This window comes from Streptomyces sp. NPDC046862 (assembly GCF_040704615.1).
GTDB lineage: Bacteria > Actinomycetota > Actinomycetes > Streptomycetales > Streptomycetaceae > Streptomyces.
Map to the genome: position 1 here is coordinate 1 of NZ_JBEYXP010000055.1, position 22,795 is coordinate 22,795.

At 68.7% G+C, this 22,795-nt stretch carries 24 protein-coding genes and 1 pseudogene; 8 read left to right on the forward strand and 17 right to left on the reverse strand.

The window, feature by feature from the left end:
- Window positions 1–98: 98 nt before the first annotated feature.
- Entirely contained in the window at window positions 99–377 is a 279-nt protein-coding gene (locus AB0959_RS42020; RefSeq protein ID WP_366832116.1) for a hypothetical protein, read from the reverse strand.
- Window positions 378–644: 267 nt separating this feature from the next.
- Between AB0959_RS42020 and AB0959_RS42025 the strand changes: the two are divergent.
- The 4 genes and pseudogenes from AB0959_RS42025 to infA all read left to right on the forward strand — a co-directional run.
- A pseudogene (locus tag AB0959_RS42025) lies at window positions 645–815 on the forward strand (helix-turn-helix domain-containing protein); the annotation flags it as partial.
- 51 nt (window positions 816–866) lie between these two features.
- Window positions 867–1,439 (forward strand): hypothetical protein, encoded by a 573-nt coding sequence (locus tag AB0959_RS42030; protein WP_366832185.1) that lies wholly within the window; start codon window positions 867–869, stop codon window positions 1,437–1,439.
- Window positions 1,440–1,817: 378 nt separating this feature from the next.
- Window positions 1,818–2,609: a GNAT family N-acetyltransferase gene (locus tag AB0959_RS42035; protein WP_366832117.1), complete on the forward strand. Its 792-nt coding sequence runs from the start codon at window positions 1,818–1,820 to the stop codon at window positions 2,607–2,609.
- Entirely contained in the window at window positions 2,606–2,830 is a 225-nt protein-coding gene (gene infA / locus AB0959_RS42040) for a translation initiation factor IF-1 (RefSeq protein WP_007386266.1), read from the forward strand. Before AB0959_RS42035 ends, infA begins: the two co-directional genes overlap by 4 nt.
- Before the next feature lie 240 nt (window positions 2,831–3,070).
- On the opposite strand, the gene AB0959_RS42045 is transcribed toward infA, so the two are convergent.
- The 4 genes from AB0959_RS42045 to AB0959_RS42060 form a co-directional block, all read right to left on the reverse strand.
- Entirely contained in the window at window positions 3,071–4,327 is a 1,257-nt protein-coding gene (locus AB0959_RS42045) for a hypothetical protein (RefSeq protein ID WP_366832118.1), read from the reverse strand.
- A gap of 159 nt (window positions 4,328–4,486) precedes the next feature.
- On the reverse strand, window positions 4,487–5,065 hold the full coding sequence (locus AB0959_RS42050; protein ID WP_366832119.1) for a DUF6368 family protein: 579 nt from the start codon (window positions 5,063–5,065) through the stop codon (window positions 4,487–4,489).
- A gap of 290 nt (window positions 5,066–5,355) precedes the next feature.
- A complete protein-coding gene (locus tag AB0959_RS42055; RefSeq protein ID WP_366832120.1) occupies window positions 5,356–5,535 on the reverse strand; it encodes a hypothetical protein in 180 nt (59 codons plus the stop codon).
- A gap of 186 nt (window positions 5,536–5,721) precedes the next feature.
- The gene (locus AB0959_RS42060) at window positions 5,722–6,969 is read right to left on the reverse strand and encodes an MFS transporter (RefSeq protein ID WP_366832121.1); all 1,248 of its coding nucleotides are present in this window, start codon (window positions 6,967–6,969) and stop codon (window positions 5,722–5,724) included.
- 70 nt (window positions 6,970–7,039) lie between these two features.
- Between AB0959_RS42060 and AB0959_RS42065 the strand changes: the two genes are divergently transcribed.
- A complete protein-coding gene (locus AB0959_RS42065; RefSeq protein ID WP_366832122.1) occupies window positions 7,040–8,038 on the forward strand; it encodes a helix-turn-helix domain-containing protein in 999 nt (332 codons plus the stop codon).
- Window positions 8,039–8,228: 190 nt separating this feature from the next.
- Here AB0959_RS42065 and AB0959_RS42070 read toward each other — a convergent pair whose 3' ends face one another.
- The 10 genes from AB0959_RS42070 to AB0959_RS42115 all read right to left on the reverse strand — a co-directional run bounded on the left by AB0959_RS42070 (window position 8,229) and on the right by AB0959_RS42115 (window position 18,640).
- The gene (locus tag AB0959_RS42070) at window positions 8,229–8,621 is read right to left on the reverse strand and encodes a luciferase family protein (protein ID WP_366832123.1); all 393 of its coding nucleotides are present in this window, start codon (window positions 8,619–8,621) and stop codon (window positions 8,229–8,231) included.
- Window positions 8,622–9,075: 454 nt separating this feature from the next.
- The gene (locus tag AB0959_RS42075; protein WP_366832124.1) at window positions 9,076–10,713 is read right to left on the reverse strand and encodes a SpoIIE family protein phosphatase; all 1,638 of its coding nucleotides are present in this window, start codon (window positions 10,711–10,713) and stop codon (window positions 9,076–9,078) included.
- A gap of 79 nt (window positions 10,714–10,792) precedes the next feature.
- Window positions 10,793–11,269 (reverse strand): hypothetical protein, encoded by a 477-nt coding sequence (locus AB0959_RS42080; protein WP_366832125.1) that lies wholly within the window; start codon window positions 11,267–11,269, stop codon window positions 10,793–10,795.
- A 253-nt stretch (window positions 11,270–11,522) separates the two neighbouring features.
- Window positions 11,523–12,098 (reverse strand): AzlC family ABC transporter permease, encoded by a 576-nt coding sequence (locus AB0959_RS42085; protein ID WP_366832126.1) that lies wholly within the window; start codon window positions 12,096–12,098, stop codon window positions 11,523–11,525.
- A gap of 102 nt (window positions 12,099–12,200) precedes the next feature.
- Window positions 12,201–13,604 (reverse strand): MFS transporter, encoded by a 1,404-nt coding sequence (locus tag AB0959_RS42090; RefSeq protein WP_366832127.1) that lies wholly within the window; start codon window positions 13,602–13,604, stop codon window positions 12,201–12,203.
- A gap of 41 nt (window positions 13,605–13,645) precedes the next feature.
- A complete protein-coding gene (locus AB0959_RS42095; protein WP_366832128.1) occupies window positions 13,646–14,854 on the reverse strand; it encodes a cytochrome P450 in 1,209 nt (402 codons plus the stop codon).
- Window positions 14,855–15,067: 213 nt separating this feature from the next.
- Entirely contained in the window at window positions 15,068–16,021 is a 954-nt protein-coding gene (locus AB0959_RS42100) for an SDR family NAD(P)-dependent oxidoreductase (RefSeq protein ID WP_366832129.1), read from the reverse strand.
- A gap of 20 nt (window positions 16,022–16,041) precedes the next feature.
- Window positions 16,042–17,241, reverse strand: a complete 1,200-nt coding sequence (locus AB0959_RS42105) for a cytochrome P450 (protein ID WP_366832130.1) — start codon at window positions 17,239–17,241, stop codon at window positions 16,042–16,044.
- 14 nt (window positions 17,242–17,255) lie between these two features.
- On the reverse strand, window positions 17,256–18,446 hold the full coding sequence (locus tag AB0959_RS42110; RefSeq protein ID WP_366832131.1) for an FAD-dependent oxidoreductase: 1,191 nt from the start codon (window positions 18,444–18,446) through the stop codon (window positions 17,256–17,258).
- Entirely contained in the window at window positions 18,443–18,640 is a 198-nt protein-coding gene (locus AB0959_RS42115; protein ID WP_366832132.1) for a ferredoxin, read from the reverse strand. The genes AB0959_RS42110 and AB0959_RS42115 overlap by 4 nt, the downstream gene beginning before the upstream one ends.
- 102 nt (window positions 18,641–18,742) lie before the next feature.
- Here AB0959_RS42115 and AB0959_RS42120 point away from each other — a divergent pair, with 102 nt between their 5' ends.
- The 3 genes from AB0959_RS42120 (at window position 18,743) to AB0959_RS42130 (ending at window position 20,364) form a co-directional block, all read left to right on the forward strand.
- The gene (locus tag AB0959_RS42120) at window positions 18,743–19,372 is read left to right on the forward strand and encodes a helix-turn-helix domain-containing protein (protein WP_366832133.1); all 630 of its coding nucleotides are present in this window, start codon (window positions 18,743–18,745) and stop codon (window positions 19,370–19,372) included.
- Window positions 19,373–19,581: 209 nt separating this feature from the next.
- Window positions 19,582–20,193, forward strand: coding sequence for a DedA family protein (locus AB0959_RS42125; protein ID WP_366832134.1), 612 nt, complete (start codon window positions 19,582–19,584; stop codon window positions 20,191–20,193).
- A gap of 36 nt (window positions 20,194–20,229) precedes the next feature.
- Window positions 20,230–20,364, forward strand: a complete 135-nt coding sequence (locus AB0959_RS42130; RefSeq protein WP_366832135.1) for a hypothetical protein — start codon at window positions 20,230–20,232, stop codon at window positions 20,362–20,364.
- Between the two features lie 52 nt (window positions 20,365–20,416).
- Here the strand turns inward: AB0959_RS42130 and AB0959_RS42135 are convergent, their stop codons facing one another.
- Both AB0959_RS42135 and AB0959_RS42140 read right to left on the reverse strand, forming a co-directional pair.
- A complete protein-coding gene (locus tag AB0959_RS42135; RefSeq protein ID WP_366832136.1) occupies window positions 20,417–21,451 on the reverse strand; it encodes an alcohol dehydrogenase catalytic domain-containing protein in 1,035 nt (344 codons plus the stop codon).
- Between the two features lie 72 nt (window positions 21,452–21,523).
- The gene (locus AB0959_RS42140) at window positions 21,524–22,717 is read right to left on the reverse strand and encodes an FAD-dependent monooxygenase (RefSeq protein ID WP_366832137.1); all 1,194 of its coding nucleotides are present in this window, start codon (window positions 22,715–22,717) and stop codon (window positions 21,524–21,526) included.
- Between the last annotated feature and the right edge of the window lie 78 nt (window positions 22,718–22,795).

A 22,795-nucleotide genomic window follows, 5' to 3' on the forward strand; every position in this document is an offset into this window, starting at 1 on the left:
ACTGACCTGCGCGGTCCCTCACCACACCGCACCGCCGCTTAGGCTCTGAGGCATGAGTCTGCGTCTGAGTTCAGGGGGCCGCCGACGGCGCTACCTTCTCAGCGGTTGGTCCACAGGTTCCACCGCCAGGGCCAGGTGCCATCGGCGCACTGGTAGGCGTCCCAGTGTCCGCGATCGATGCCCTGCTGACCGGCCGTCTGGCAACCGCTCAGGGTGAGGTACTTGCCCCGGTGCACGTTGAGGCCGTCGGCCGCCTGGACGGCGGTCACGTGCGAGGAGGCTGCGGCAGGCGCCGCGATTGCGGGCGCCGCTGCGCTCAGGCCGAGCCCCGTCACAGCGATCGCTGCGAGGGCGGAGAACATGGTGCGTACACGCATGGTGAAGCTTCCTTTCGGTAGGGGTTCCCAGTCGGCTCATGCGGCTTGTGCCGGCACGGCCATGGCCACCGGCCCGCTCACCCTCGGGGGTGATCCGCTCAGCCGGTACGCCGAGTTTGCGGTGGTAGATCCATCTTCGCCAACAGGTCCCGTTTGCTTCACCGATGTCGGGATCAATACATTCCTGACCTGCTGGGACATATCCGTCCCGGGACATGAAGCAGCCGACGGGACACGGCTGCGGCACCTGCAAGGAGACCCTTGTCGATGAGTGGCCAACGTCCAGAGCACGCAGAGGACGCAGCGGCAGCACGAAGGCTGGGAGAGTCGCTGCGGGGACTGCAGAGAAGCTCGGGCCGAACGCTTCGCGCCCTGGAAACCCAGGTCCGCGTCAGCGACTCGTCCCTCTCGCGCTACTTCCGCGGCGAAACCGTGCCTCCGTGGCCCGTCGTCCGGGACCTGTGCCGGGCGCTGGGAGCAGACCCCAGCGTGTACCGGGCTTTGTGGGAGGCCGCCGACCGCAGTCGGCCCGAGGAGCCAGCCCCTGCCGCCCCGCCGCCAAACCTCTCCCCCACCTGGCGGCGCCGTCTGCTCAAGCGCCTGTCCGGTCCATGGGGCTTCGCCGCGGCCGGCACCGCCATCGGCCTTACGGCCGGGCTGACGCTGTTCGGCCTCCAGCACTCACCCGCCGCGCCCCCTGCACAGGGCGTCACCGAAGCGAAGGACGCGAAGACCGGCTATGGCGATGCCGGCGTGCTCGTCCACAACGTCGAAGAGAAATGCCAGAAACCCCGCACGCACGAATGCGCGCTGCATCTGGCCTGGGACCCCTACCGTCCCTACACGACGCCCAACTCTGCCGACCGTGTCTGGCACCAAGACCTGCTGCACGCGCGTTGCCGGATCGCCGACGGCGTCACCGTCACCGACGAGGAAGAGAAACACAGCAGCATCTGGATCCAGGTCGCACGGAAAGGGCAGCACCTGTGGCTCCCGGGGATCCGCGTCGATCCCGACAGGCTGGTCCAGTTGAGCACCGTACTGCCCAGGTGCCCGACATAACGGAGCAGCGTCCCGGGTCGCCCGTCGGCAACTGACGAGGCGTTCACGAACCGGGCCTCGCAGTGGGAAACGGTCGCGGCCGCGCTCACCGTGCGGCTGGAGCTCGTGAGCGCCGCCGTCTCGTTGGCTTGCAGCCTCATCTGCCAGAGACGCCTCATGAAGACCGGATCATGATCGCGTCACGAGCTCATAAAAAGGCTTTGAGCGAGGCGGCGCCCCGCTGCTACTTTCGTGGCGGACCGTGAAGTCGTCGTATGGAGGTGAGCCCCGTGAACACAGTTACCCATGGGTGCTCCCTCAACCCGTCACGGTCCGGCGGCTGACGTTCGGTGTCGCCAGGAGCGCCTGAGATCGAGGCACTCCTGGAAGGAGACTCCGATGAACACGAAGCCTTTCACATCTGGCCTGAGCGAGAACGCGGTGATGATCACGCGCGTCGCGGACAGGCAATGGCACGCACTGGATGACGACCTGGTGGTCGGCCGCGGGCATGCGGAGCACCGGCCCGACGGACGCTTGTTCGTCAGCATCGACGCCTGGCACGACGCCACCTTCGACCGGCTCGCCGAGGCGATGCTGGCGGAACTGCCGGCGCCGCTGTACACGGTGGTCGACGAAGCCGACGTCGAGCTGACGGCCGGCTGGCGGCGGGCCGGTTTCACGATCCGGCGCCGCGAGTGGGAGTACGTCGTGCCGACCGACCCGCAGGTCACAGGGCTCGAAGCAGCCCTGCCGCCTTCGGGCGTGACGATCGTGCCCGCCGGTCAGGCGGACGAGAGTCTGCTGCGGGCGGTGGACCGCGCGATCCGTGACGAAGTCGAGGCGAGTGTCGGGTGGCAGTCGATGCCCGCGGAGGTGATTCCCCGACCCGACGGCGACACCATCGTCGACCCGTCGAAGTACGCGGTGGCCGCGGCGCCGGACCGCTACCTGGGTCTGATCAGGGTGGTGACGGTGGTCCGTCCGCGCATCGGGCTGCTCGTGGTCCGGGCCCGCGAGCAGCGCCGCGGCATCGCTCGGGCGCTGCTGGCCCACGCACTGGGGACGCTGCACCGCTCCGGGTTCGCCGCGGCCTGGACGGAAGTCCACGAGTCCAACCAGGCGGCCTCGGCGCTGTTCGAGGGCATCGGCGCCCGGCCGATGAGCAGCAACCTGGAGCTGGTGCGATGACGAGGAACAAGAACGTCATCGAAGTCGAGGGCAAGGTCGTCGAGTGCCTGCGCAGCGCCATGTTCACCGTGGAGCTCGAGAACGGCCACCAGGTGCTCGCGCACATCAGCGGGAAGATCCGCAAGAACTACATCAAGATCATGCTGGAAGACCGGGTGCTGGTGGAGCTCCCGCCGTACGATCTGACGCGCGGCCGGATCGTGTTCCGGTACCGGAACTAGCGGCGATCGCCACCTTCCGCGGTAGCTGATCCTGGGGCCCCGGTCACGGCGTTTCCGTGACCGGGGCCCCGACGATGGCTCGCCCGGCCGCGGCGACCACCGCTCCAGCCGCCGCCAACAGGTCTGAGCCGAGCCGAACCCGAGCTCCAGGGGCAGCAGTTGCCAGGCGGTGTGGGTCGTTGGTTGATCGGGGAGTTCCACCTCAACTACACGTCCTCCCACGAGACCCGCCCGGGAGGCTCAGCCGCTGGAGTAGCCGCTGACGTGCAGGAGCCGGAAACCCTGGGCGATGAGGTCGTTGAAGGTCTGCTGGTACTGGCTCGCCGTCAGACCGTGACGGGCCTCAAAGGACGGACCGGGGCGCTGTTCGAAGATGGCGGTGAACCGATCACCACCACCAGCGCTCAAGTAACCGTTGACGTCCACAGGCCGGAAGCCCTGAGCAACGAGATCGTTGAACGTCTGCTGGTACTGGCTCGCCGTCAGACCGTGACGGGCCTGGAAGGCTGGCCCCTGGCGTTGCTCGAAGATCGCCGCGAACAGATCGACACCGCCGCTGGAGTAGCCGCTGACGTGCAGAGGCCGGAAACCCTGAGAGACGAGGTCGTTGAAGGTCTGCTGGTACTGGCTCGCCGTCAGACCGTGACGGGCCTCAAAGGACGGACCGGGGCGCTGTTCGAAGATGGCGGTGAACCGATCACCACCACCAGCGCTCAAGTAACCGTTGACGTCCACAGGCCGGAAGCCCTGAGCAACGAGATCGTTGAACGTCTGCTGGTACTGGCTCGCCGTCAGACCGTGACGGGCCTGGAAGGCTGGCCCCTGGCGTTGCTCGAAGATCGCCGCGAACAGATCGATGCCACCGCTGGAGTAGCCGCTGACGTTCACGGGCCGGAAGCCCTGGGAGACGAGGTCGTTGAACCTCTGCTGGTACTGCCCGGACGTCAGACCGTGCATTGCATGGAACGAGGGCCCCGGGGATTGCTCCCAGATCGCGGCGAAGCGCTGCGTATCGATCGCCGCCTCGAGAGCGCCCGCCACCGTGGCGCCGGCGGCGCGTTCCTCTTCACTGATTTCACGGAGGTCGTCGCGTATCTCGAAGGTCACGTTTGAGGCGTCACCGCCGTCCTGGCCCTGCAGCACGGTGGACCCGAGCTTGGTTTCCACCACGGCCGCGGGGGCGGCGTCACCGTTCCGGGAGTCCGGATCGGCGGAGGACTTGCCCCAGCGAACGCGTACTTCACCCGCGGGTACGCCGTCGGGGTCCTCCAGCAGGTAGTCGACCTGCCCTCCCGCACTGGTGGCGAGTTCGTCAGTCTGGAACTCCCACTCCCCCCTGTCGCTGATGAGTTCCGGCGGACTCGAGGTCCACTCACTGCGATCGAGGCGCATGGCGGTGCGCCTGAGCTTCAGGTTCCGGCGGGCTGACCCTCTGGTCAGCGTGGCGTGGTTGTTGAGCGTGACATGCATCGATTTGGTGGCCATCGTGACCTCCATCCAGCGAATTGTCAGAAAAGTTCCAGCATTTCCACGCTACGCGTCGGTGCAGGCCCATGCACGGCGGCACCAAGCGTGCTCACTCAAACACGCTGTGCAGTCATCGCCCTGGGCCCCTGGGTGTGCCAGACAGTGGATTGCAGGAGTGCGGCCCGGCCACTAATTGATCATGTGGAACTTCGGGTGCTGTAACCAGGTGGCGAGGAACTCGCTGTCGGCCACATGGGTTTCGTTGGGTAGCTCCCAGACCTTGCCTGGCAGGCCGGCCACCAGCCGGCGACTCTCGGCCAGTCGGTGCTCCTCTTCATCCGGCGGGAGTTGATGAATCGAGTAGCGATAGCCGAGCAGCCCCCCGAAGTCGATCAACGTGTCGAAGCGGCGGCTGAGAGCAAGCATCAGGTAGCCCAGGAGAAGGTGACTGCTCCTACCGCGCGTACCAGCAGTCCAGACAAGTTCCTGCACCGGTCGGCGCTCGAAGTCCGCGAACAACTCGTCCGGTTCCTCCGGCACGTGGTTCTCGCGGCACAGCGTCAACGGACCGCAGCGAGAAGTGTCGATCTCTGGGGCCCCGAGAGCACAACCGTCCTGGACCCATCCGCATAGCGCGCCGTCACGCTCGACCTGCACCGGATGGCAGAACGTCTCCATCCAGGGCCGAAGCTCGCGGACGACATCGTCATGGTCCCGTTTTTCAAACAACCACAAACTGGCTGCAGGCCCCGCCACGTCTTCCTCCACGCTCACTTGTATCCGGGCTCGGTGGCCGGCCTCCACTCCCCGTTACCGCGGAGACGACGCCGAGCTGGCGCAGTGCCCCGGCGACGCGGTCGACCAGATACGGCCCGTTGCCGATCAGTATGAACTCCGAGTTCTGCCAGGTGACCTGTGACCGGCCGCAGCACCTGCCACCAGAGGCGAGGCCCGGGAAGCAAGGCCTGATCCCGCTCACCCCCTACTGCGCGGCCGCGACTGCGTCGGCGATTCCAGCGGCCGTCCAACTCCACGCCAGGAGTCAGCACGCCGGGGACTCAGCTCAGCCAGTGAGTGATCGAACGGACCAGCTCCGCGATGGCCCCCAGGCAACGGAGGTGGTCGAAGGCCGGGCGGAGCGCTGCCAGGCCGCTCCTGGCGCTCTGGGTCGCCGTGCTCTTGCGCACGCCGTACGAAGCCGCCGCCTCACGCAGGCCGGGCGGAAGGTGGTTGAGCATCCCGCGGGAGTAGTTCCGCAGTCGCTGGCCGTACAGCAGAGGGAACCGGCCGAACGGCTCACGCTACTTCCCCCAAGCAGTCCGGCGCCTGGTCCTCGTTCACATTCTTACTGAACAGCGCCCTGAACCAGCGGGAGTGACCTGGCCGTCAGCCGGGAGCCTGACCCTGGCTCGATTCTGCTTCCTTCACCGTCGGATCCGGGTCGCGCATTTCTGGATAGAGGGTCCAGACAAGGGTGAGCAGTGCCAGTGCGGCGAGCAGCATGAGCAGCACCGTGGTGGACAGGAGTTGCTCGGCGAGGGCCAGGTGTACGGCGCGGCGAAGCCGAGATAGGCGATGGCTTGGAAGACGGCGGTCAGCAGCCCCAGGTTCTGCGTGCTCGCCATCCGCTGGACCTCCATCAGGCCGCACACCAGACAGCATCCGTACCCCGCGCCGAGCACTACGGACGCGAGTGCGATCAGCCACCATCGCTCGCTCGCGGCGGCCCCTGCGCCGAGCACGAGTCCGCCCGCGACGATACCCAGAGCGGTGACGAGCAGCTGGGGCCGGCCCGGGCGGCTGACGCGGCGCGCCAATGGCTGGACCAGGATGCCGGCGCACATCGTCGCCGTGGTCACCAGGGCCCCGAACAGCAGAGCATGGCCGTCGAGTTGGTCTCGTACCAGGCCGGGCAGGTAGGCCAGGGCGATGGAGGACGCCCCGAAGGCCCAGGGGGCCAGCGGCGTGACGATGCGCCGGAAACGATGCCCGTTCGCCGGGGACAGGTTCAATCGGGACCACAGCACGGTTGACTTGTTCACCCGGTGGGTCTCCGGGGTGTGCAGCACGAACGGCACTGCCGCCAGGGTCAGCACCACGTGGGGTACGCAGGCGGTGACGACCGGGTTCGGTGCCGTCTGCGCCACCAGGCCTGCTACCAGTGGGCCCAGGGCGAAACCTGCGGTCATGCCGATCGTCGCGCGCCGGGCACCGGCGTGGGCGTCCTGGCCCACGTCGCCGGCCGTGAGCTCCTTGATCCACGCGGTACCGGAGCTGAAGGCGGCGCCGCTGGCCGCACCGGCGACCAGGCGCCCGACGAACAGCCAGGCCACCCCCGATCCGGCCGGCATGAGCAGCATGCTGGCCAGGGCGGAGACGAACAGGGCGGGCACCAGCATCCGTCGTCTGCCGTAGCGGTCGGAGAGCGGGCCGCCGAGGAACAGACCGGGAATCAGGCCGATCGCGTAGAGCGCGTAGGTGGCCTGCACTGTGGTCGCGGGGACGTTCAGCTCGGAGCGGTACATCAGCAGCAGCGGCGCGAAGTGGTTGGCTCCCCATCCGACAGCCGCGACCCCTACGGCGACCGTCAGCCAGGCGCGGCTACGAGCGCCCGACCGCGGCAAGGACCTTGCGAGGCGTCCCGGCCCGGCCCGTGATGATTGATCGGTCATGAACCGATGCTCATGGTCGGCGTCCAGCTCCGCCATGGGCAGGAATGACACCACTCGTACAATTTGGGCCATGACTGCCGTCGCCCTCGCCGTCACGGACGGCATGCCCCTGTTCGAGCTGTCCATCCCCTGCACGATCTTCGGGCCCGGTAACCCGGAGGCAGTCGCGGCAGGATACGAACTGACCGTCTGCGCGCCCCCAGGCACGCAGGTCGGCGGCTGGCTGCGCGCCGAGACCGCGTACGGCCTGGAACACCTGGCCACGGCGGACACGGTGATCATCCCGGCCTGTGACGACGCCATGCACCGCCCGCCCGAGGACCTGGTGACGGCCGTGGGCGAGGCCCACGAGCGTGGCGCCCGGATCGCCTCCATCTGCACGGGGGCGTTCGTCCTTGCCGCCGCGGGACTGCTCGACGGGCGGCGCGCGACAACGCACTGGATGTACGCCACGAAACTGGCCGAGCAGTACCCGCACACCGAGGTGGACCCCGGTGTGCTCTACATCGACGACGGCGACGTGCTCACCGCGGCGGGGCAGGCCGCCGGGATCGACCTGTGCCTCCACATGGTCCGCGTCGACCACGGCGCCGCCCTGGCCAACGCAATGGCACGGCGCCTGGTGGTCGCGCCCCACCGCGCGGGCGGGCAGGCACAGTTCATCGCCGCCCCCGTGTCCCAGGCCGTCCCGCGTGGCCAGGGCCACGACGGCAACGACCTGTCCGGCCTGCTTCACTGGGCCCTGGAGCGACTCGGTGAGCCGCTCACCGTCACCGACCTGGCGCGCCAGGCCCATATGAGCCCTCGCCACTTCAGCCGCCAGTTCCTCGCCGCCACCGGCACCAGCCCGCTGCAGTGGCTGCTCACCCAACGCATCCACCACGCCCGGGAATTGCTCGAGACGACCGACCACAGCATCGAGCACATCGCCGAAGCCGTCGGCATGGGCACCGCGACGACGCTGCGCCGCCACTTCCACCGCGCCGTGGGCGTCTCCCCCACGACCTACCGGCGCACCTTCGCCAAGGAGCGGCAGTGGGACGCGGCCGTCACGCAGAACGGCAAGTGACCGCCCAGTTCCTCGCCGAGTACCGCGACGGCACGTTGGATCGCTGGGCGCTCCCCCTTGCCCCTGGCGTCACCGCGACCCGGCCGGGCTGTGCGTCGCACCAAAGGCGTTCTTGAGGCGCCACCCTGCCGACGGCCTCGTTCTCACGCCCTTGTCAGCCCCAGCGCCGCCTGCCTGGAAGAGTGCTCCTTCAGCCTCCGCCGAACACGTCAGGGAACACCGTGCCTCGGTGATCATTGCATGCGGTTCGCGGACCTTCACCAGCAACCGGCCACGCCTGCTGGACCTGGAGCGCGAGGCTGACCAGCGTCATCAACACGTCAACGTCCGCCACGACGTCAAGACGCAGCGTCACCCAGGGTGAACCGGGCACCAGCCGGACCGAACCGGCACCCGTGAGGTGCTCCTCGAACTTCCGTATGGCCCGCGCCGTGAGGCGCAGGTCAAGAACCCGGTCGGAATGGAAGTGGGCGATCTCGCCATGGGCTGAGCCCAGCGCCCGACCTATGCCACAGCTCGGCTCCACCTCGGTGAGATCGGGCCAAGCCGCCAGTTGCGCGAAGGCGCTCGCGGCCAACGTCATGCGCCCATCATGGCCAGCTCACCCCACAGACACCAGAGGGGGAGGTACCCGTAACCGATCCGCAGCGCATGCATGCCCGTGCGGCCTTGTAGCGTCCACCGACAACGCAGGCGTGCCCAGGTTGATGCCGGCATGCCTCCGTTGGCGGGGCGTGCCCGGGTCAGGCCCGGGAGCCGGAGAGCCAGCCGCCAGCCTTTGGGACGGCCTGCGCAGCCTCCGCCCCGTACGCGTTCCATCGCGGAGGTCTCGGGACGCCTTCGGCATGAGCCAGTCCTCGGTGTCGCACTCCCGCCCGGCTGTACGATGCCCTGCACCTGGCGACCGATGCGTTGTCGTGCGCATCGGCACTTTCAGGGTGCCGCCGAGGGCCGTGCGGGTCCGGACTCTGCTGTGAAGGCGGCCTGCCCACCGTTGCTGTCCGTGCGCCGGCTCTGTTCGCGCGTCCGCCGGCTCGTCACAGGCCGGGCCAGGGGCCGCGGTCTGCTGGGAGGGTCTGTTCCGCCCAGATGACCTTTCCTTCGCGGGTGTGTCTGGTGCCCCAGTGGCTGGCGAGCCGGGCGACCAGGAGCAGCCCGCGGCCTCCTTCGTCGAAGGTGCGGGCGCGGCGCATGTGGGGGGCGGTGCTGCTGGCGTCGAAGACCTCGCAGGTCAGGGTTGTCTGGTTGATCATGCGTAGCTGGATGGGGGGCTTGCCGTACCGGATGGCGTTCGTCACCAGTTCGCTGACGAGGAGTTCTGTGGTGAACGCCGCGTCCTCGAGGCCCCAGCCGGCCAGTTGGTCACACGCGTGGGCACGGGCGTCGGCGACGATCGCTGGATCGGAGGGGAGGTCCCAGGTGGCGACGTGGTCGGCCTTGAGGACTCGGGTCCGCGCCAGGAGAAGGGCGATGTCGTCGGTGGGGCGGCTGGTCAGCCGTGTGGCCAGGAGGAGGTCGCAGGTGTCCTCCAGCGACGCCGGTGCACGGGCGAGGACGTCGCGCAGCAGAGCGATTGCGGTGTCTGCGTCACGTGCACGGTCTTCGATGAGGCCATCGGTGTACAGGGCCAGGATGCTGCCTTCCGGCAGTTCGATCTGGGTGGTCTCGAAGGGAAGCCCGCCCAGGCCCAGGGGCGGGCCGATGGGGAGTTCGGGGACGTCGACTTCTCGTGAAGGCGGCGCGCTGTCCGGGGTCAAGGGGGTCGCCACGGCCGGCACGACGTGGCCTGCGCTGGACAGGGCGCACAGGCGGGAGACCGGGTCGTAGACGGCGTAGAGGCAGGTGGCACTGATCTCGTCCGTGTCCGGTTCCTGCTCGCTTTGGAGGCGGATGACCACGTCGTCCAGGTGGGTGAGCAGTTCGTCGGGTGGCAGGTCGATGTCCGTGAGGGTGCGCACGGCCGTGCGCAGTCGGCCCATGGTGGCGGCGGCCTGGAGTCCGCGGCCGATCACGTCGCCCACGACGAGGGCGACCCGGGCTCCGGACAGCGGTATCACGTCGTACCAGTCCCCGCCCACGCCTTCGTGAGCTCCGCTGGGCAGGTAGCGGGAGGCTGTCTCGGCGGCGGGGTGTTCGGGCACGTGGTGTGGCAGCAAACTGCGTTGCAGGGTGAGCGCGGTGGACCGCTGGTGGGTGTAGCGACGAGCGTTGTCGATGTACACGGCTGCTCGGGACGCGATCTCCTGGGCCAGGAACAGGTCGTCGTCGGTGTAGGGCTCCGGGGTGCGGTGACGGACGAACTGTACGAGCCCAAGAGTGACGCCACGGGCCCACAGCGGCACCATGAGCACGCAGTGGAAGCCGTGCGCGCTCAGGGCGCGTGCGTACTCGGGGTTCCCGGTCATCCATGCCGGGACATGGAGGGCTGGGAAGTCGAGCCGCAAGGGTTTTCCGGTCGCCAGCGTGCGAGCCGGCTCCGAGTCCGGCGGGTAGGTGTGCGTCTCATCCGCTCCGAGGACTGAGTCCGGGCAGCCCTCCAGCACGGACTGCTGCGCGATCCGGCGCAGCGTCTGAGCACTTGGCGCTGAATCCGTGCCCTCGCCACCTTCGCCCTGGAGTACGGAGTCGAGCAGATCGATGGTCACGAGGTCGGCGAAAATAGTCGATGCCGACATTTGCCAGTTCCTGGCTCGTGCGGGTGACGTCAAGGCTGGCTCCGATACGCACAGTGGCCTCATCGATCACAGACTGTCGCTACTGCAGCAGGCGCTGCCGCTCCTCTTGGTACGCGGCAACAACCTGTTTCGCGATGCGATCGTTGAACTCGAACCCCATCACGCTCACTTTGACCGCCGCCGCGCTGATCAGCTCGGGATCCTTCGCGCCCCGTACCACCCCTTCGAGCGTCCACTGGAGGATGCCGGCGAGACCAAGTCGATAGCCGTGCAGCAGCTCACTCATCTGCCCACCACGCTGAGCGAACCGACGCGCGCGCTCGACGGCGACGGGCGGCGCCCCGACACCGGTCACGTCGAGGCCGCGCTCGAGGATGTCCAGCCAGCGGGTGACGTGTTCGGAAAGGAGGAACGCCACAGAGGCGGTGTCCTCTCCCTCCCACAGCGCGGGAACCTCCATGCGGAAGCGCTCGACCAACACGTCGACCAGCTTCTCCTCCCGGGGCCTGAGGCCGCGAGCGGCGCTGGACAGGCAGGCATCGGCGTTGGTCGCCACACATAAAATGTAAGGCCGACCGGGTGAGCGTGCACTCCTCCCCACACGGCGCCGCGACACCCCCTCGTGAGGCCCTGGCCGGTGGAGCCGAAGGTGACGGTGGTGTCCAGGCCGGTCCACTCGCCCACTGGCGTTCGCCGTGTCCACCAGGGCGTGGTGGGACGAGAGCGGGGAGCGGTGTTCGTCGATGCGCTCGTAGTGGCTGTCGGATACGGAGATGCCGTGGGTCGACGGACGGCTCTCCTCGTGCCGTTCAGAAGGCGTTGAGCAGGACGACGTAGACGCCGGTGCCGATGCCGATGCCGATGCCGATGCTGATGCTGATGCTGAGGATGGTGCGTCGACCGAAGGCCAGGTGGACGCCGACGGTGACGGCGGTGGCGAGCAGTGCGTACGAGGCTCCGTGCCGGTCGGCGGTGATGGTGCCGTGGAGAGCACTCACCGCCAGGATGGCGAGGATGCCCACCGGCATCCACACCGACAGTTGTCCCACGATCGCCGAGTCCCGCAGTCGGCCGAGCACCGCGAACGGAACGGCGCGCAGGGCGAGCGTGATGGTGAAGACGATCGCCAGGACGGCGGCGAGCGGAGTGACGGTTGCCATCCTGCCCACCAGCAGCAGCTCCGGAGAACCGGCGAACGCGGCCAGGGACAGAGCTGGGGTCAGCCACCACGGCAGACCGGCTTGGAGGATCAGCAGGCCGAGCGCGATGCCCAGGGGGAAGATGCCCAAGCCCGCCGAGAAGGAGTCGCGGACACCTTGGGCCATCCGCATCCGGCGGTCCGCCGGCGCAGGAGCAGCCGAGCGGGTGAGTGCCTCTCGTTGCATGGGTCCATCGTCCCGCGGAAACCGTGACATGTGGTTGCGAATATTGCTGCCACTGACCCCATCTGTGCAATATTCGCATTGCGTTAGCGACCTATGAGGCAATTATTGCCGAGTGTTCCGGCGTTGGCCGGTGGGGAGCAGGAGGGTGGCGAGGAGGGCGACTAGCAGCGTGCCGGCGCAGATCCAGAAGTTGGCGGTGAAGCCGGCCTCGGTGGGCAGGTCCTGGGCGGTGCTGGTCGCCGAGAGGATCGTGGCGAGCACGGCGGTGCCAATGCTGCCGCCGATGGTGCGGGCGAGGGTGTTGATGCTGGTGGCCACGCTGGTCTGGGACGGTGGGACGGCGGCGAGAATGGCGTTGGTCATGGCTGAGGATGCCAGGCCGATGCCGGTGCCGATCAGTGTGACCGCGGTCAGGATGTGCCACGCCGCTTCGTGGGCGAGGGCCAGCAGGACGAAGGAGGCCGCGGCCATGAGGATGCCCAGTATCAGCGGGAGTTTGGCGCCGAAGGAGCGGTCCAGGGCGCCGGACAGTGGCGCGAAGACGACCATCGCGACGGTTGAGGGAAGCTGATACAGGCCGGCTTCGCTGACGGACTTGCCGAGACCGTAGCCGGTCGAGGCGGGGAGCTGGAGCAGGAGGGGCACGAGCAGGAACGTGCCGAACGTGACGACCCCGAACGCGACGCTGGTGATGTTGGTCGTCCACACACCCCGGGCGCCGAGCATGCGGATGTCCACCAGGGGCGCGCGCACGCGCAGTTCGACCGCCACCCACGCGCCGAGCGCGACGGCCGACCCGCCGATCAAGCCGAGTGTGGTGCCGCTGCTCCAGCCCCAGCCTCCGCCTTTGTTGAACGCGAGCAGCAGGCACACCAGGCCGGCGGACAACAGCAGCGCACCGGGCACGTCGATGCGGCCGGGAGCGCCTGCGGAGGATTCCGGGATGCCGAACGCTGCGCCCGCGGCGGCGAGGACGATCATGATCAGGGCGAACCAGAACAGCCAGTGCCAGGACAGATACTCGATGATCGGTCCGGCCAGCACCGTCCCGAGAGCGCCGCCGGCCCCGAGCAATGTGGACAGCAGGGCGACGGCGACGCCGACCCGTTCGCGCGGCAGCTCCTCGCGGACGATGCCGTACGCCAGCGGCAGGATCGCGCCGCCGGCTCCTTGCAGGACGCGGCCGATCACCAGGACGACCAGGTTCTCGGCCAGAGCGGCGACCAGGGCGCCGGTGGCGAGCACGCCCAGGACGATGAGCAGCACCCGTCGTCGGCCGAACATGTCCCCGAGCCGGCCCGCGAGTGGAGTCGTGACAGCGGCGGCCAGCAGGTAGGCGGTCACGAGCCAGCTGACGTCCGTCGCCGGGGTCCTCAGGTCGTCGGCGATGGTCGGCAGGGCCGGGGCGATGAGCGACTGCAGCATCGCGAACACCACCCCGGCCAGCGCAAGGAAGCCGAGTACGAGTGCGGGCTTCTTGTGCCGGGGTGCCCGGGTGAGCGTCATGTCTGGTTCGTCCTGGCGCGTTGAGCCGCCGCGCGATCGCGTCACCAGGTGACGGGGAGTTCGTGCACGCCGTAGGCGGACATGTCGTGCCGGAACGTGACGTCCTCGAAGGGAATCGCCAGCCGGAGGCCGGGAATCCCGCGGAACAGGGCAGGCAACGCGATCTGCAGTTCCGCGCGTGCCAGTTGCTGCCCGAGGCACTGGTGGGCGCCGTTCCCGAACGCCAGGTGTCCACGGGTTTCGCGGGTGATGTCGAGGACGTCGGGGTGGTCGAGGAAGGACGGGTCCCGGTTGGCCGCCGACAGGCTGATGGTCAGGAGATCACCGGCGCGGACCTGTTGACCGCCGATGATGAGGTCCTCGGTAGCAACGCGGTTGATCTTGTCCTGAGCGATGGTCAGGTAGCGCAGCAGTTCCTCGACGGCCTTCGCGGCCACGGCCGGGTCGTCGGTGTCCCGGATGCGGGCGGCCTGCTCGGGGTTGCGCAGCAGGGTCAGCGTGGACAGGGCGATCATGTTGGCGGTGGTCTCGTGCCCGGCGAACAGCAGGATCATGCTGTTCATGGCGACGTCCTCACGGCTGAGTTCACCGGTGGCGACGCGGTCGGTGAGCAGGCGGCTGATGAGATCGTCGCCGGGCTCCCGCTCCTTGCGTGCCACCAGATCGAGCACGTAGCCGAAGAGCGCCGAGCGTGCGGCGGTCTTCTCGTCCAGGGGGGTGGTGAGGGAGATCAGGGTGTTGCTGTGCTTCTGGAAGAACTCGTGGTCGGTGTAGGGGACGCCGAGCAGGAGCGAGATCACCAGGGAGGGGACGGGCAGCGCGTAGGCGCGGACGAGGTCCGCAGGTGCCCCGGTGGTGATCATCTCGTCGAGGAAGCCACCTACCAGTTCCTCGATGTGCGGGCGCATCGCCGCGACTCGTTTGACGGTGAAGTCGCCGGTGAGCATGCGCCGGATCCTGGCGTGGTCGGGGCCGTCCATCCGAGGGAACGCCGGCGGCAGGTGCCGCGAATCCGTACGGAGTTCTGGGTACAGGCGGGCGTCGGCGGTGATCCGAGGATCGGCGAGCGCCGCCCGTGCGTCCTCGTACCGGGTCACCACCCAGGCCGTAGCGCCGTTCGACAGCGTGACCCGCTGCAGTCCCTCCGCCTGGCGCCAGCCCGCGTACTCCTCGGGCGGGTCGAACGGGCAGCGCTGGGAGCGCAGTCCCGGAAAGACGGGCAGGTCGGTCTGGTCCGCTGTGATGTTCATGAGAAGACGTCCTCTCCATGGAACGGGGGGCATGGAACCGGCCTTGACGAATTCCTCGTCCGGGTCCGGCGTTTCCTGATGGCCTCAGCAGTGATCGAACGATCAAGGCCGTACATCTCGCGAAGGGCGTGCCGAGCAGTGCTCATGGTCCTGGCCGGTGCGGTTGCGCAACGACGGCCCACACGAGGAACGCGATGCCTGCTCCGTGACGACCTACGACTGGGCCGCGACTACCCGCAACAGCTGTGCGATTTCCTCGCTGGGCCCCGCGGGGACGGTGTAGCCGGTCTCGTCGCGGATCTCGGCCAGGTGGTCACGGACGTCCTCCAGCGACAGTCTCGGGCTGTGGTAGCCCCGTGTTCTGCCGGTGAAGAACCGGGCGACCTGCCCGGCGCCTGCGGTGTAGATCTCGCCGGTGACGGGGCAGTCCTCGTGCGCGAGGAAGGCCACGACGGGAGAGACCAGAGCGGGGTCGAGCTTTTCGACGATGGCGTCCACCATGGCCACGGCGGCGGGATCGCGTCGGCGGCCTTCGGAGGTGTCGCCCAGGTGCTGGGTGAGCATGCGGGTGGCGGCGATGGGGGCGATGGCGTTGACCTTGATGCCGTGCTCGGCGCCCTCCACGGCGAGGACACGGGTGAAGCCTGCTACGCCCGCCTTCGCCGTGCCGTAGTTGCTCTTGCGCGGGCTGCCGAGCAGGCCGGCGGCCGAGGTGGTGTTCACGATGCGGCCGTGACCCTGGCCTCTCATGACCTGCCACGCCGGACGGGTCACATGGAACAGGGCATGGACGTGCACGTTGAGGACCGGGTCGAGCAACTCCGGAGTCATGTTCTCGAACAGTGCGTCGCGCAGGGTGCCCGCGTTGTTGACGAGGATGTCGACGCGGCCGAAGGCGTCGAGTCCGGTGCGGACGATCGCCTCGCCGCCGTCCGGCGTCGCGACGCTGTTGGTGTCCGCGACGGCGTCGCCACCGTGGTCGCGGATCTCCTGGGCGACGGTCTCGGCCCGACCGGCGTCCAGCCCGTCACCGGCCACCGAGCCACCGATGTCGTTGACCACCACCTTGGCGCCCCGCGCCGCGAGCAGCAATGCGTGCTCCCGACCGAGCCCGCCACCCGCACCGGTGACGATCGCCACCCTGCCGTCGAACCGGAGGTCGGTCATGATCTTCCTCTTCTCGTCGCTCACCAGGTGACGGGCAGTTCGTGCACGCCGTAGATGCTCATGTCGTTCCTGAACCGGATCTCCTCGATCGGCACCGCGAGCCGCAGTCCGGGGAGTCGGCGCAGCAGCGTGGGCAGAGCGATCTCGAGTTCGGCGCGGGCGAGGGTCTGGCCGATGCACTGGTGCACGCCGTATCCGAAGGCGAGGTGCCCGCGCGCTGGCCGGTCGAGGTCGAGCACCTCGGGCTCGGCAGTGAAGGTGGAGTCCCAGTTCCCTGCGGGCAGGTTCATGATCAGGCCCTCGCCTGCCTTGACGAGCGTGCCGCCGATCTCGACGTCCTCCTTGGCGATGCGGGCGATCAGACTGTGCACGATGGTGAGGTAGCGCAGGAGCTCCTCGACGGCGTTCGCGATCACGGCCGGATCGTCCGCGTCCCGGAGCCTGGCGGCCGCGTCCGGGTTCTCCAGCAGTGCCGCCGTGCCGAGGGCGATCATGTTGGCGGTCGTCTCGTGGCCTGCGTTGAGCAGAATCTGACCGTTCATCGCCGCCGTCTCGCGGCGCAGCTCGCCGGTCTGGACGTGCTCGCGGATCACCCGGCTCATCAGATCGTCACCGGGCTCGCGTTCCTTGCGCGCCACCAACTCCATCATGTAGCCGAAGAACTCCCGGGAAGCCCTGGCCTTCTCCTCGGGCGGGGTGTTCATGTTCATCAGAGTGGAGGTGATGGTCTGGAAGAAGTCGTGGTCGGTGTAGGGGACGCCGAGCAGCAGGGAGATCACCAGAGACGGAATCGGCAGGGCGTAGTCCTGGACCAGGTCGCCCGGCTGCCCTTTGGAGATCATCCTGTCGATGAAGTCGTTCGCCATCTCCTCGATCCGCGGGCGCATCGCGTTGACCCGCTTGACCGTGAAGTCCTTGGTGAGCATGCGGCGCAGCCGGGCGTGTTCCGGGTCGTCCATGCGAGGGAAGGTCTCCGGCGCGTTCGGGCCGCCGTGGTTCGCGTGCCCCTGCAACACACCGAGAACTTCGGCGCTGATGGCCGGGTGGGTCATGGCGGTCCTGATGTCCTCGTACCGGCTGACGGCCCAGACCGTGTGGCCGTTCCAGTGCACTCGCCGCAGGCCCTTCTCCTCCCGCCATCGCGTGTACTCGGCGGGCGGATTGAAGGGGCAGCGCGCGGTGCGTTCGCCGGGGAAGGCCGGCAGATCGGTGGTGGTCACGGAGATTCCTCCTGTCAGGCGGCGGTGGTCAGTGCGGTGGTCCAGGGGGCCCGGGCCGCGATGAGGGCCCGCCAGGCGCGCAGGGCTTTGGGGGATGCGTCGGCTGCGAGCACCCCGACGAGGCGGTCCGCCTTGCGGTAGGCGACGAGGAGTCGGTCGCTGTCGAGGACGGCTGCCTCGTCGTGGTCACGGAGGTGGCCGTAGGCCTGGAACCTGGTGCCGTACTGGTCGGACCAGAAGTAGGGCACCGGTGCGAACGGCCTGCGTGCCCCGAGGATGTTGCCGGCGACGGCCATGCCCTGCTCGGCCGCGTTGGTGCGGTGCTCGACGCGCATGTCCGTGTCGAACAGCGGGTTGTACCAGCGGGCCACGTCACCGACCCCGTACACGTCCTCCCCGGCGGCGCTGTACTCGTCGCACACGACTCCGTCGTGGACGGGCAGGCCGCTGCCGGCCAGCCACTCGGTGTTGGGCACGGACCCTATGGCCACCAGTACGTCATCAGCCGGCACCACCTCGCCGTCGGCCAACCGCACACCCGTCAGTCCGTCACCGGTGCCGATGACGCCGGTGACCGAGACCTGGGTGCGGACCGTCACGCCGTGCTCGGCATGGAGGCGAGTGATGATCTGGCCGGCCTGCTCGCCGACGGCCGGCGCCAGTGGTACGGGGCCCGACTCCAGCAACGTCACCCGCACCCCCAGAGCGCTTGCCGTGGCGGCGACTTCGGCGCCCACGAACCCCGCGCCGACGATCGCCAGATGTCGCCCGGGCCGTAGCCTTTCCTTCAGCGCCAGCGCGTCCGGCAGGGTGCGCAGCGTATGCACGCCGACGAGTCCGTCGGTGCCGGGAAGGCGGCGGGCGCGGACACCGGTTGCCACCACCAGGGCGTCGTAGGGCACGCGGGTGTCATCGGCCAGCGTCACCGCCCGTCGGCCGGTGTCCAGGGCGGTCGCCGGCACACCCAGCCGCAGGTCCAGCCCCAGCGCGTCGATATCGGCCTCCGGGCGCAGGGCGAGCCGCTCCGGGGCCCACTGTCCGGCCAGCACCTGCTTGGACAGCGGCGGCCGGTCGTAGGGCAGCCGCGGCTCGGCACCGACGAGTGTGATCACGCCCCGGTGTCCCGCCCTGCGTAACGCCTCCGCCGCCGCCAGTCCGCCGGCCGCCGCCCCGACGATCACGACTCGGTCCGGGTCGGTGCTCATGCCCCTCCGAGGTGGATCGCCGCGGCCGGGCAGACCATGGCCGACTCCCGGACCGCCTCGTGCGACTCCGGCCCCGGTGTCTCGTCCAGCAACACCACGATGCCGTCCTCCTCCCGCTGGTCGAACACATCCGGCGCGAGGAGCACGCACTGACCGGCGGCGACGCACTTGTCGGCGTCAACGCTCACCTTCATTTGATCTCCATGTCGATTCCCCTTGAAGTGACATGCTAATGCCACTTGGCGTCGACAAGCTAACACAGCTGGCATTGAACTGCCGATCGATAGACTCTGATCGTGGTCAACGAAACCGAACGGCACCTGAGGGCCGACGCCCAGCGCAACGTCGAGCGCATCGTGCGGGCCGCGCACGCGGCCTTCGCCGAGGACGGCCCCGACGTGTCGCTCGAGGCGATCGCCCGTCGCGCGAAGGTCGGCCCTCGAACGCTCTACCGGCACTTTCCGCGCAAGGCCGACCTGGTGCGGGCCGTTCTCGACCAGAGCGTGAGCGAGAACCTCACGCCCGCGATCGAGCGGGCGCTCGACGACGAGAACCCCCTGCACGGCCTGACCGCGTTGATCGAAGCCGCGGTCGGCATGGTGGCCCGCGAGGTGAGCGTCCTGGCCGCGGCGAGAAGCGCCGGCTCCCCCATGACCGACCTCTCCGCCACGTATTTCGAAGCCCTCACTCTCCTCGCGCGGCGGGCCCAGCAGGCGCGTCTCCTCCGGGCCGACCTCGTCCCCGAAGACCTGCCCAGGATCATGGCCATGCTCACCAGCGTGCTCTGGAGCATGGACCCCGAGACCGAGGGCTGGCGCCGCTACCTCGGCTTCGTCCTCGACGGCCTGTCACCCGCCGCAGCGACCGTCCAGCCCCCGGCCGCGCACGTGGTGCGGACAGCGCGAACGCGCAACTGGCTCGACTGAACGACCCGCCAACCAGCCAACGCGGCCGACTTGCCCGTCAGCCGCGCCAGTTGCGCCAGCTACTTCAGGACGAGTGCGCACTCGACGCGAAGCTTTTGTGACGATCCACTGCCGGTACCAGGGTGGGTTGAATTTCAGAGGGGACCCTGATGCACTTCAGCAAGTGGCAGTCCAGTGCCACTCCCGATGTTCGGGGACCCATCTGAGAGGTGCCGTTCGTGGCCAATGTGTTGGATTGGTTAGAGTCGTTGGCGGGACCCGCCCTGTACGCCGGCGCGGGAGTGATTGCTCTCGGTGAGGCCATAGTCGGTGTCGGATTCCTCCTCCCCGGTGAGGCAGCCCTGATCATCGGCTCGGCCACCGTCACCTCGGTGCCGGAGTTCCTGACGCTGTGGGCAGTGGTCACCGTCTGTGCTCTCGCGGGCAACGTGATCGGGTTCGAGCTCGGCCGACGCCTCGGTCCGGCGCTGCGAGAGACCAGACTCATCAGAAAGCACGGCGCGGAGGGCTGGGACAAGGCAGCGGCCCTGCTTCTGAAGCACGGCCGCTGGGCCGTGTTCGTCGGCCGGCTGATACCGCTCGTGCGGAGTTTCGTGCCCGCCGTCGCCGGTGCGGCGCGCATGTCGTACCGCGACTTCCTGCCGCCGGTGGCGGTGGGCGCGGCCTGCTCGACAGTACTGCCTCTTCTGGTCGGCGTCGGCGTTGCCGCAGGGCTGAAGAACTCCAGCAATCTGGTTCTCGTCATCGTCGGCTTGCTGCTCGTCGTCGTCGCGGTCTTCGTGATCCGCAAGCGCCGCCTGCAGCGTCAGGACCGCGCCTAGCGAAGTCTCAGCCTTGAGGCGCAGCACGCGGAGACGGTGGAGCGTTTCGAGCAGACACCGGCGCGGGCCGAGGAGGTGCTGGAGCTGCCCAGGCTGTTCGGCACACCCGACTACTTCGTGCGCGTGGCCGTCGCCGGTCTCACAATGAAAACCGTCGAGCCCGGTCCGTAGCGGACCGGGCTCGACGGTCGACCGCCGGCGCCGAGGGGAGTCGGCGCGTGGGTCAGCCGTTGGTGAGGACGACCTTCAGGGCGCCGGTATCGGCGCTGCGGGTGAAGATGTCGTATCCCTTCATCGTCTCGCTCAGGTCTAGACGGTGGCTGATGAGCTGGGTGGCGTCGAGGGCGCCGGTCGCGATGGAGTTCATCAGCTGCGGGATGGTGAGACCGGAGGGGATACCGGTGGTGATGGTGACCTGCTTGGCCCACAGCTTCTCCAGGTGGAGGGTGGCCGGGCCCTCATGGACACCGATGTTGGCGACGCGTCCGCCGGAGCGGACCAGATCGGCGGCGAGCTCGAAAGCGTCCGGGAAGCCGACGGCCTCGATGGTGACGTCCGCGCCGAAGCCGTCGGTGAGCCTGGCGACCAGGTCGTGGACCTCGTCCTCGCCGACGGCGTGGGTGGCACCCAGCTTGAGGGCCATCTCGCGGCGGGCGGGGGTGCGTTCGACGACGACGATGTTGCGCGGCGAGAACAGCTTGGCCGTCACGGTCGACGACAGGCCCACCGGGCCGGCACCGACGATGACGACGGTGTCGCCGGGGCGTACCTGGCCGTTGAGGACGCCGACCTCGTAGCCCGTGGCGAGGATGTCGGTGAGGAACAGGACCTGCTCGTCGGTCAGCTCGTCGGGGATCTTGTAGACGGAGTTGCGGGCGAACGGGATACGGGCGTACTCCGCCTGGACACCGTCGATCGTGTGGCCGAGGGCCCAGCCGGCGTGGACGCACTGCCCGTACATGCCGGTGGTGCAGAACCTGCAGTAGCCGCACGCGCTGACACAGGCGGCCAGGATCCTGTCTCCGGGCCGGACGTTCGTGACCGACGAGCCGACCTCCTCGACGACGCCGGTGGCCTCGTGTCCGAGGACGGTGCCCGGCTTCACCGTGGGCACACCGCCCTTGATGATGTGGGAGTCGGTGCCGCAGATCGTGGTGTGGGTGACACGCATGAGGAGGTCGGTGTTCTCGGTCAGCTTCGGCATCGGGTGGTCCCGGTACTCGATCTTCCCCGGTCCGTCGTAGACGAGTGCCTTCATGTCCAACTCCTTTGTTGAATGGTGCGGTGGTGCGGTGGTGCGGGAGGCTCGGCGGTACAGTCCGGCCGTCGGTCACATGCCGGGCCCGTGGAGGCCGAAGCGCAGGTCGGGATCGCCCGGGGTCCAGGTGCCTTCGACCTGGGAGCGGCGGCCCATCCGGGCGACGCGGTCGATCAGTTGGTTGCCCAGTTGCAGCTGAGCCGGTTCCCAGCGCTTGAGGGCGGTGGGGATGTCGCCGCTGAACGTGCGCAGGTGTTCGTAGAGCGTCCAGGCGTCGTCGGCGGCCTTGGCCGTGCCGGCGGCGGCGTGCGGGCGGGCGGCGAAGGCCGCGTCACCGATGATCGCCACCCGGCCCTCGGCCATCGCGGGAATACGGGTGTCGAACACGACCTGGAGATAAGGCTGTTGGGTGCGGATGACCGTCTCCGCCACCGCCGGCGCCAGCAACTCCTCGGCCGTCGTCCGCATTTCGTCGACGAACCGCTGTTGCACCTGACCGGGGTGGACGGAGACCGGGCACTCGAAGCCGCGCAGGTCCGTGGTCAGCTCGTCGAGTGGCGGGCCCGCCGGTACGTTGCGGTACCAGACGTAGTTGAGTAGCCGCTGCCCCTCCTTGATCCCACCGTCGAGGCCGGGGATCGGGTAGAGGACGATGTGGGTGTCGCGGGCCACGCTGTACGTGAGCGCTTCGCCCAGCAGCCGCCGGGTCCCCTCGCTCACCTCGCCCTCGGGTACGGTGCCGCGCCAGCCCACGTACCCGGAGTACTCGCGCGGCAGGTCCGGGAAGAGCCGCTTGCGGGCGGTGGATGCGATGCCGTCGGCGAAGACCACCAGGTCGGCGGTCTCGCTCCGGCCGGAGACGAACCGCAGTGTCACGCCGTCGGCGTCCTGGTCGAAGCCGGCGCAGAACTCGCCCAGGTGGTAGCGGTCGGTGCCGAAGTCGTCGAGCAGCGCGCGGTAGATCGTCGACCAGGACGAGTAGCGCCACTCGGCCGGTTCGTCGTGCAGCACTTCGTTGCGCTCGCCCAGATAGCGCAGACGGCGCGTCACCGTGCTCAGCTCCTCGATGCGCCGCGTGCTTCGCTCACCGAACCACTTCATGGTGGTGGGCTGCAGCACGATGCCGCCGCCGCGGTTCTCCAGAAGAGTCGGTGTGCGCTCGTAGATGTCGACGGTGAAGCCCAACTCGCGCAGCAGCAGTGCACTCGTCAGTCCTCCGATGGAGCCGCCGACCACTGCGGCGCGCTGGCCCTTGTAGCTGTCCACCGTGGATTCCTCTCGCCCCGGGGGTGGTGGACGCCATCGTTGCTCCGGTCGCACGGGTTGCCGGATGTGTCGCTCCAC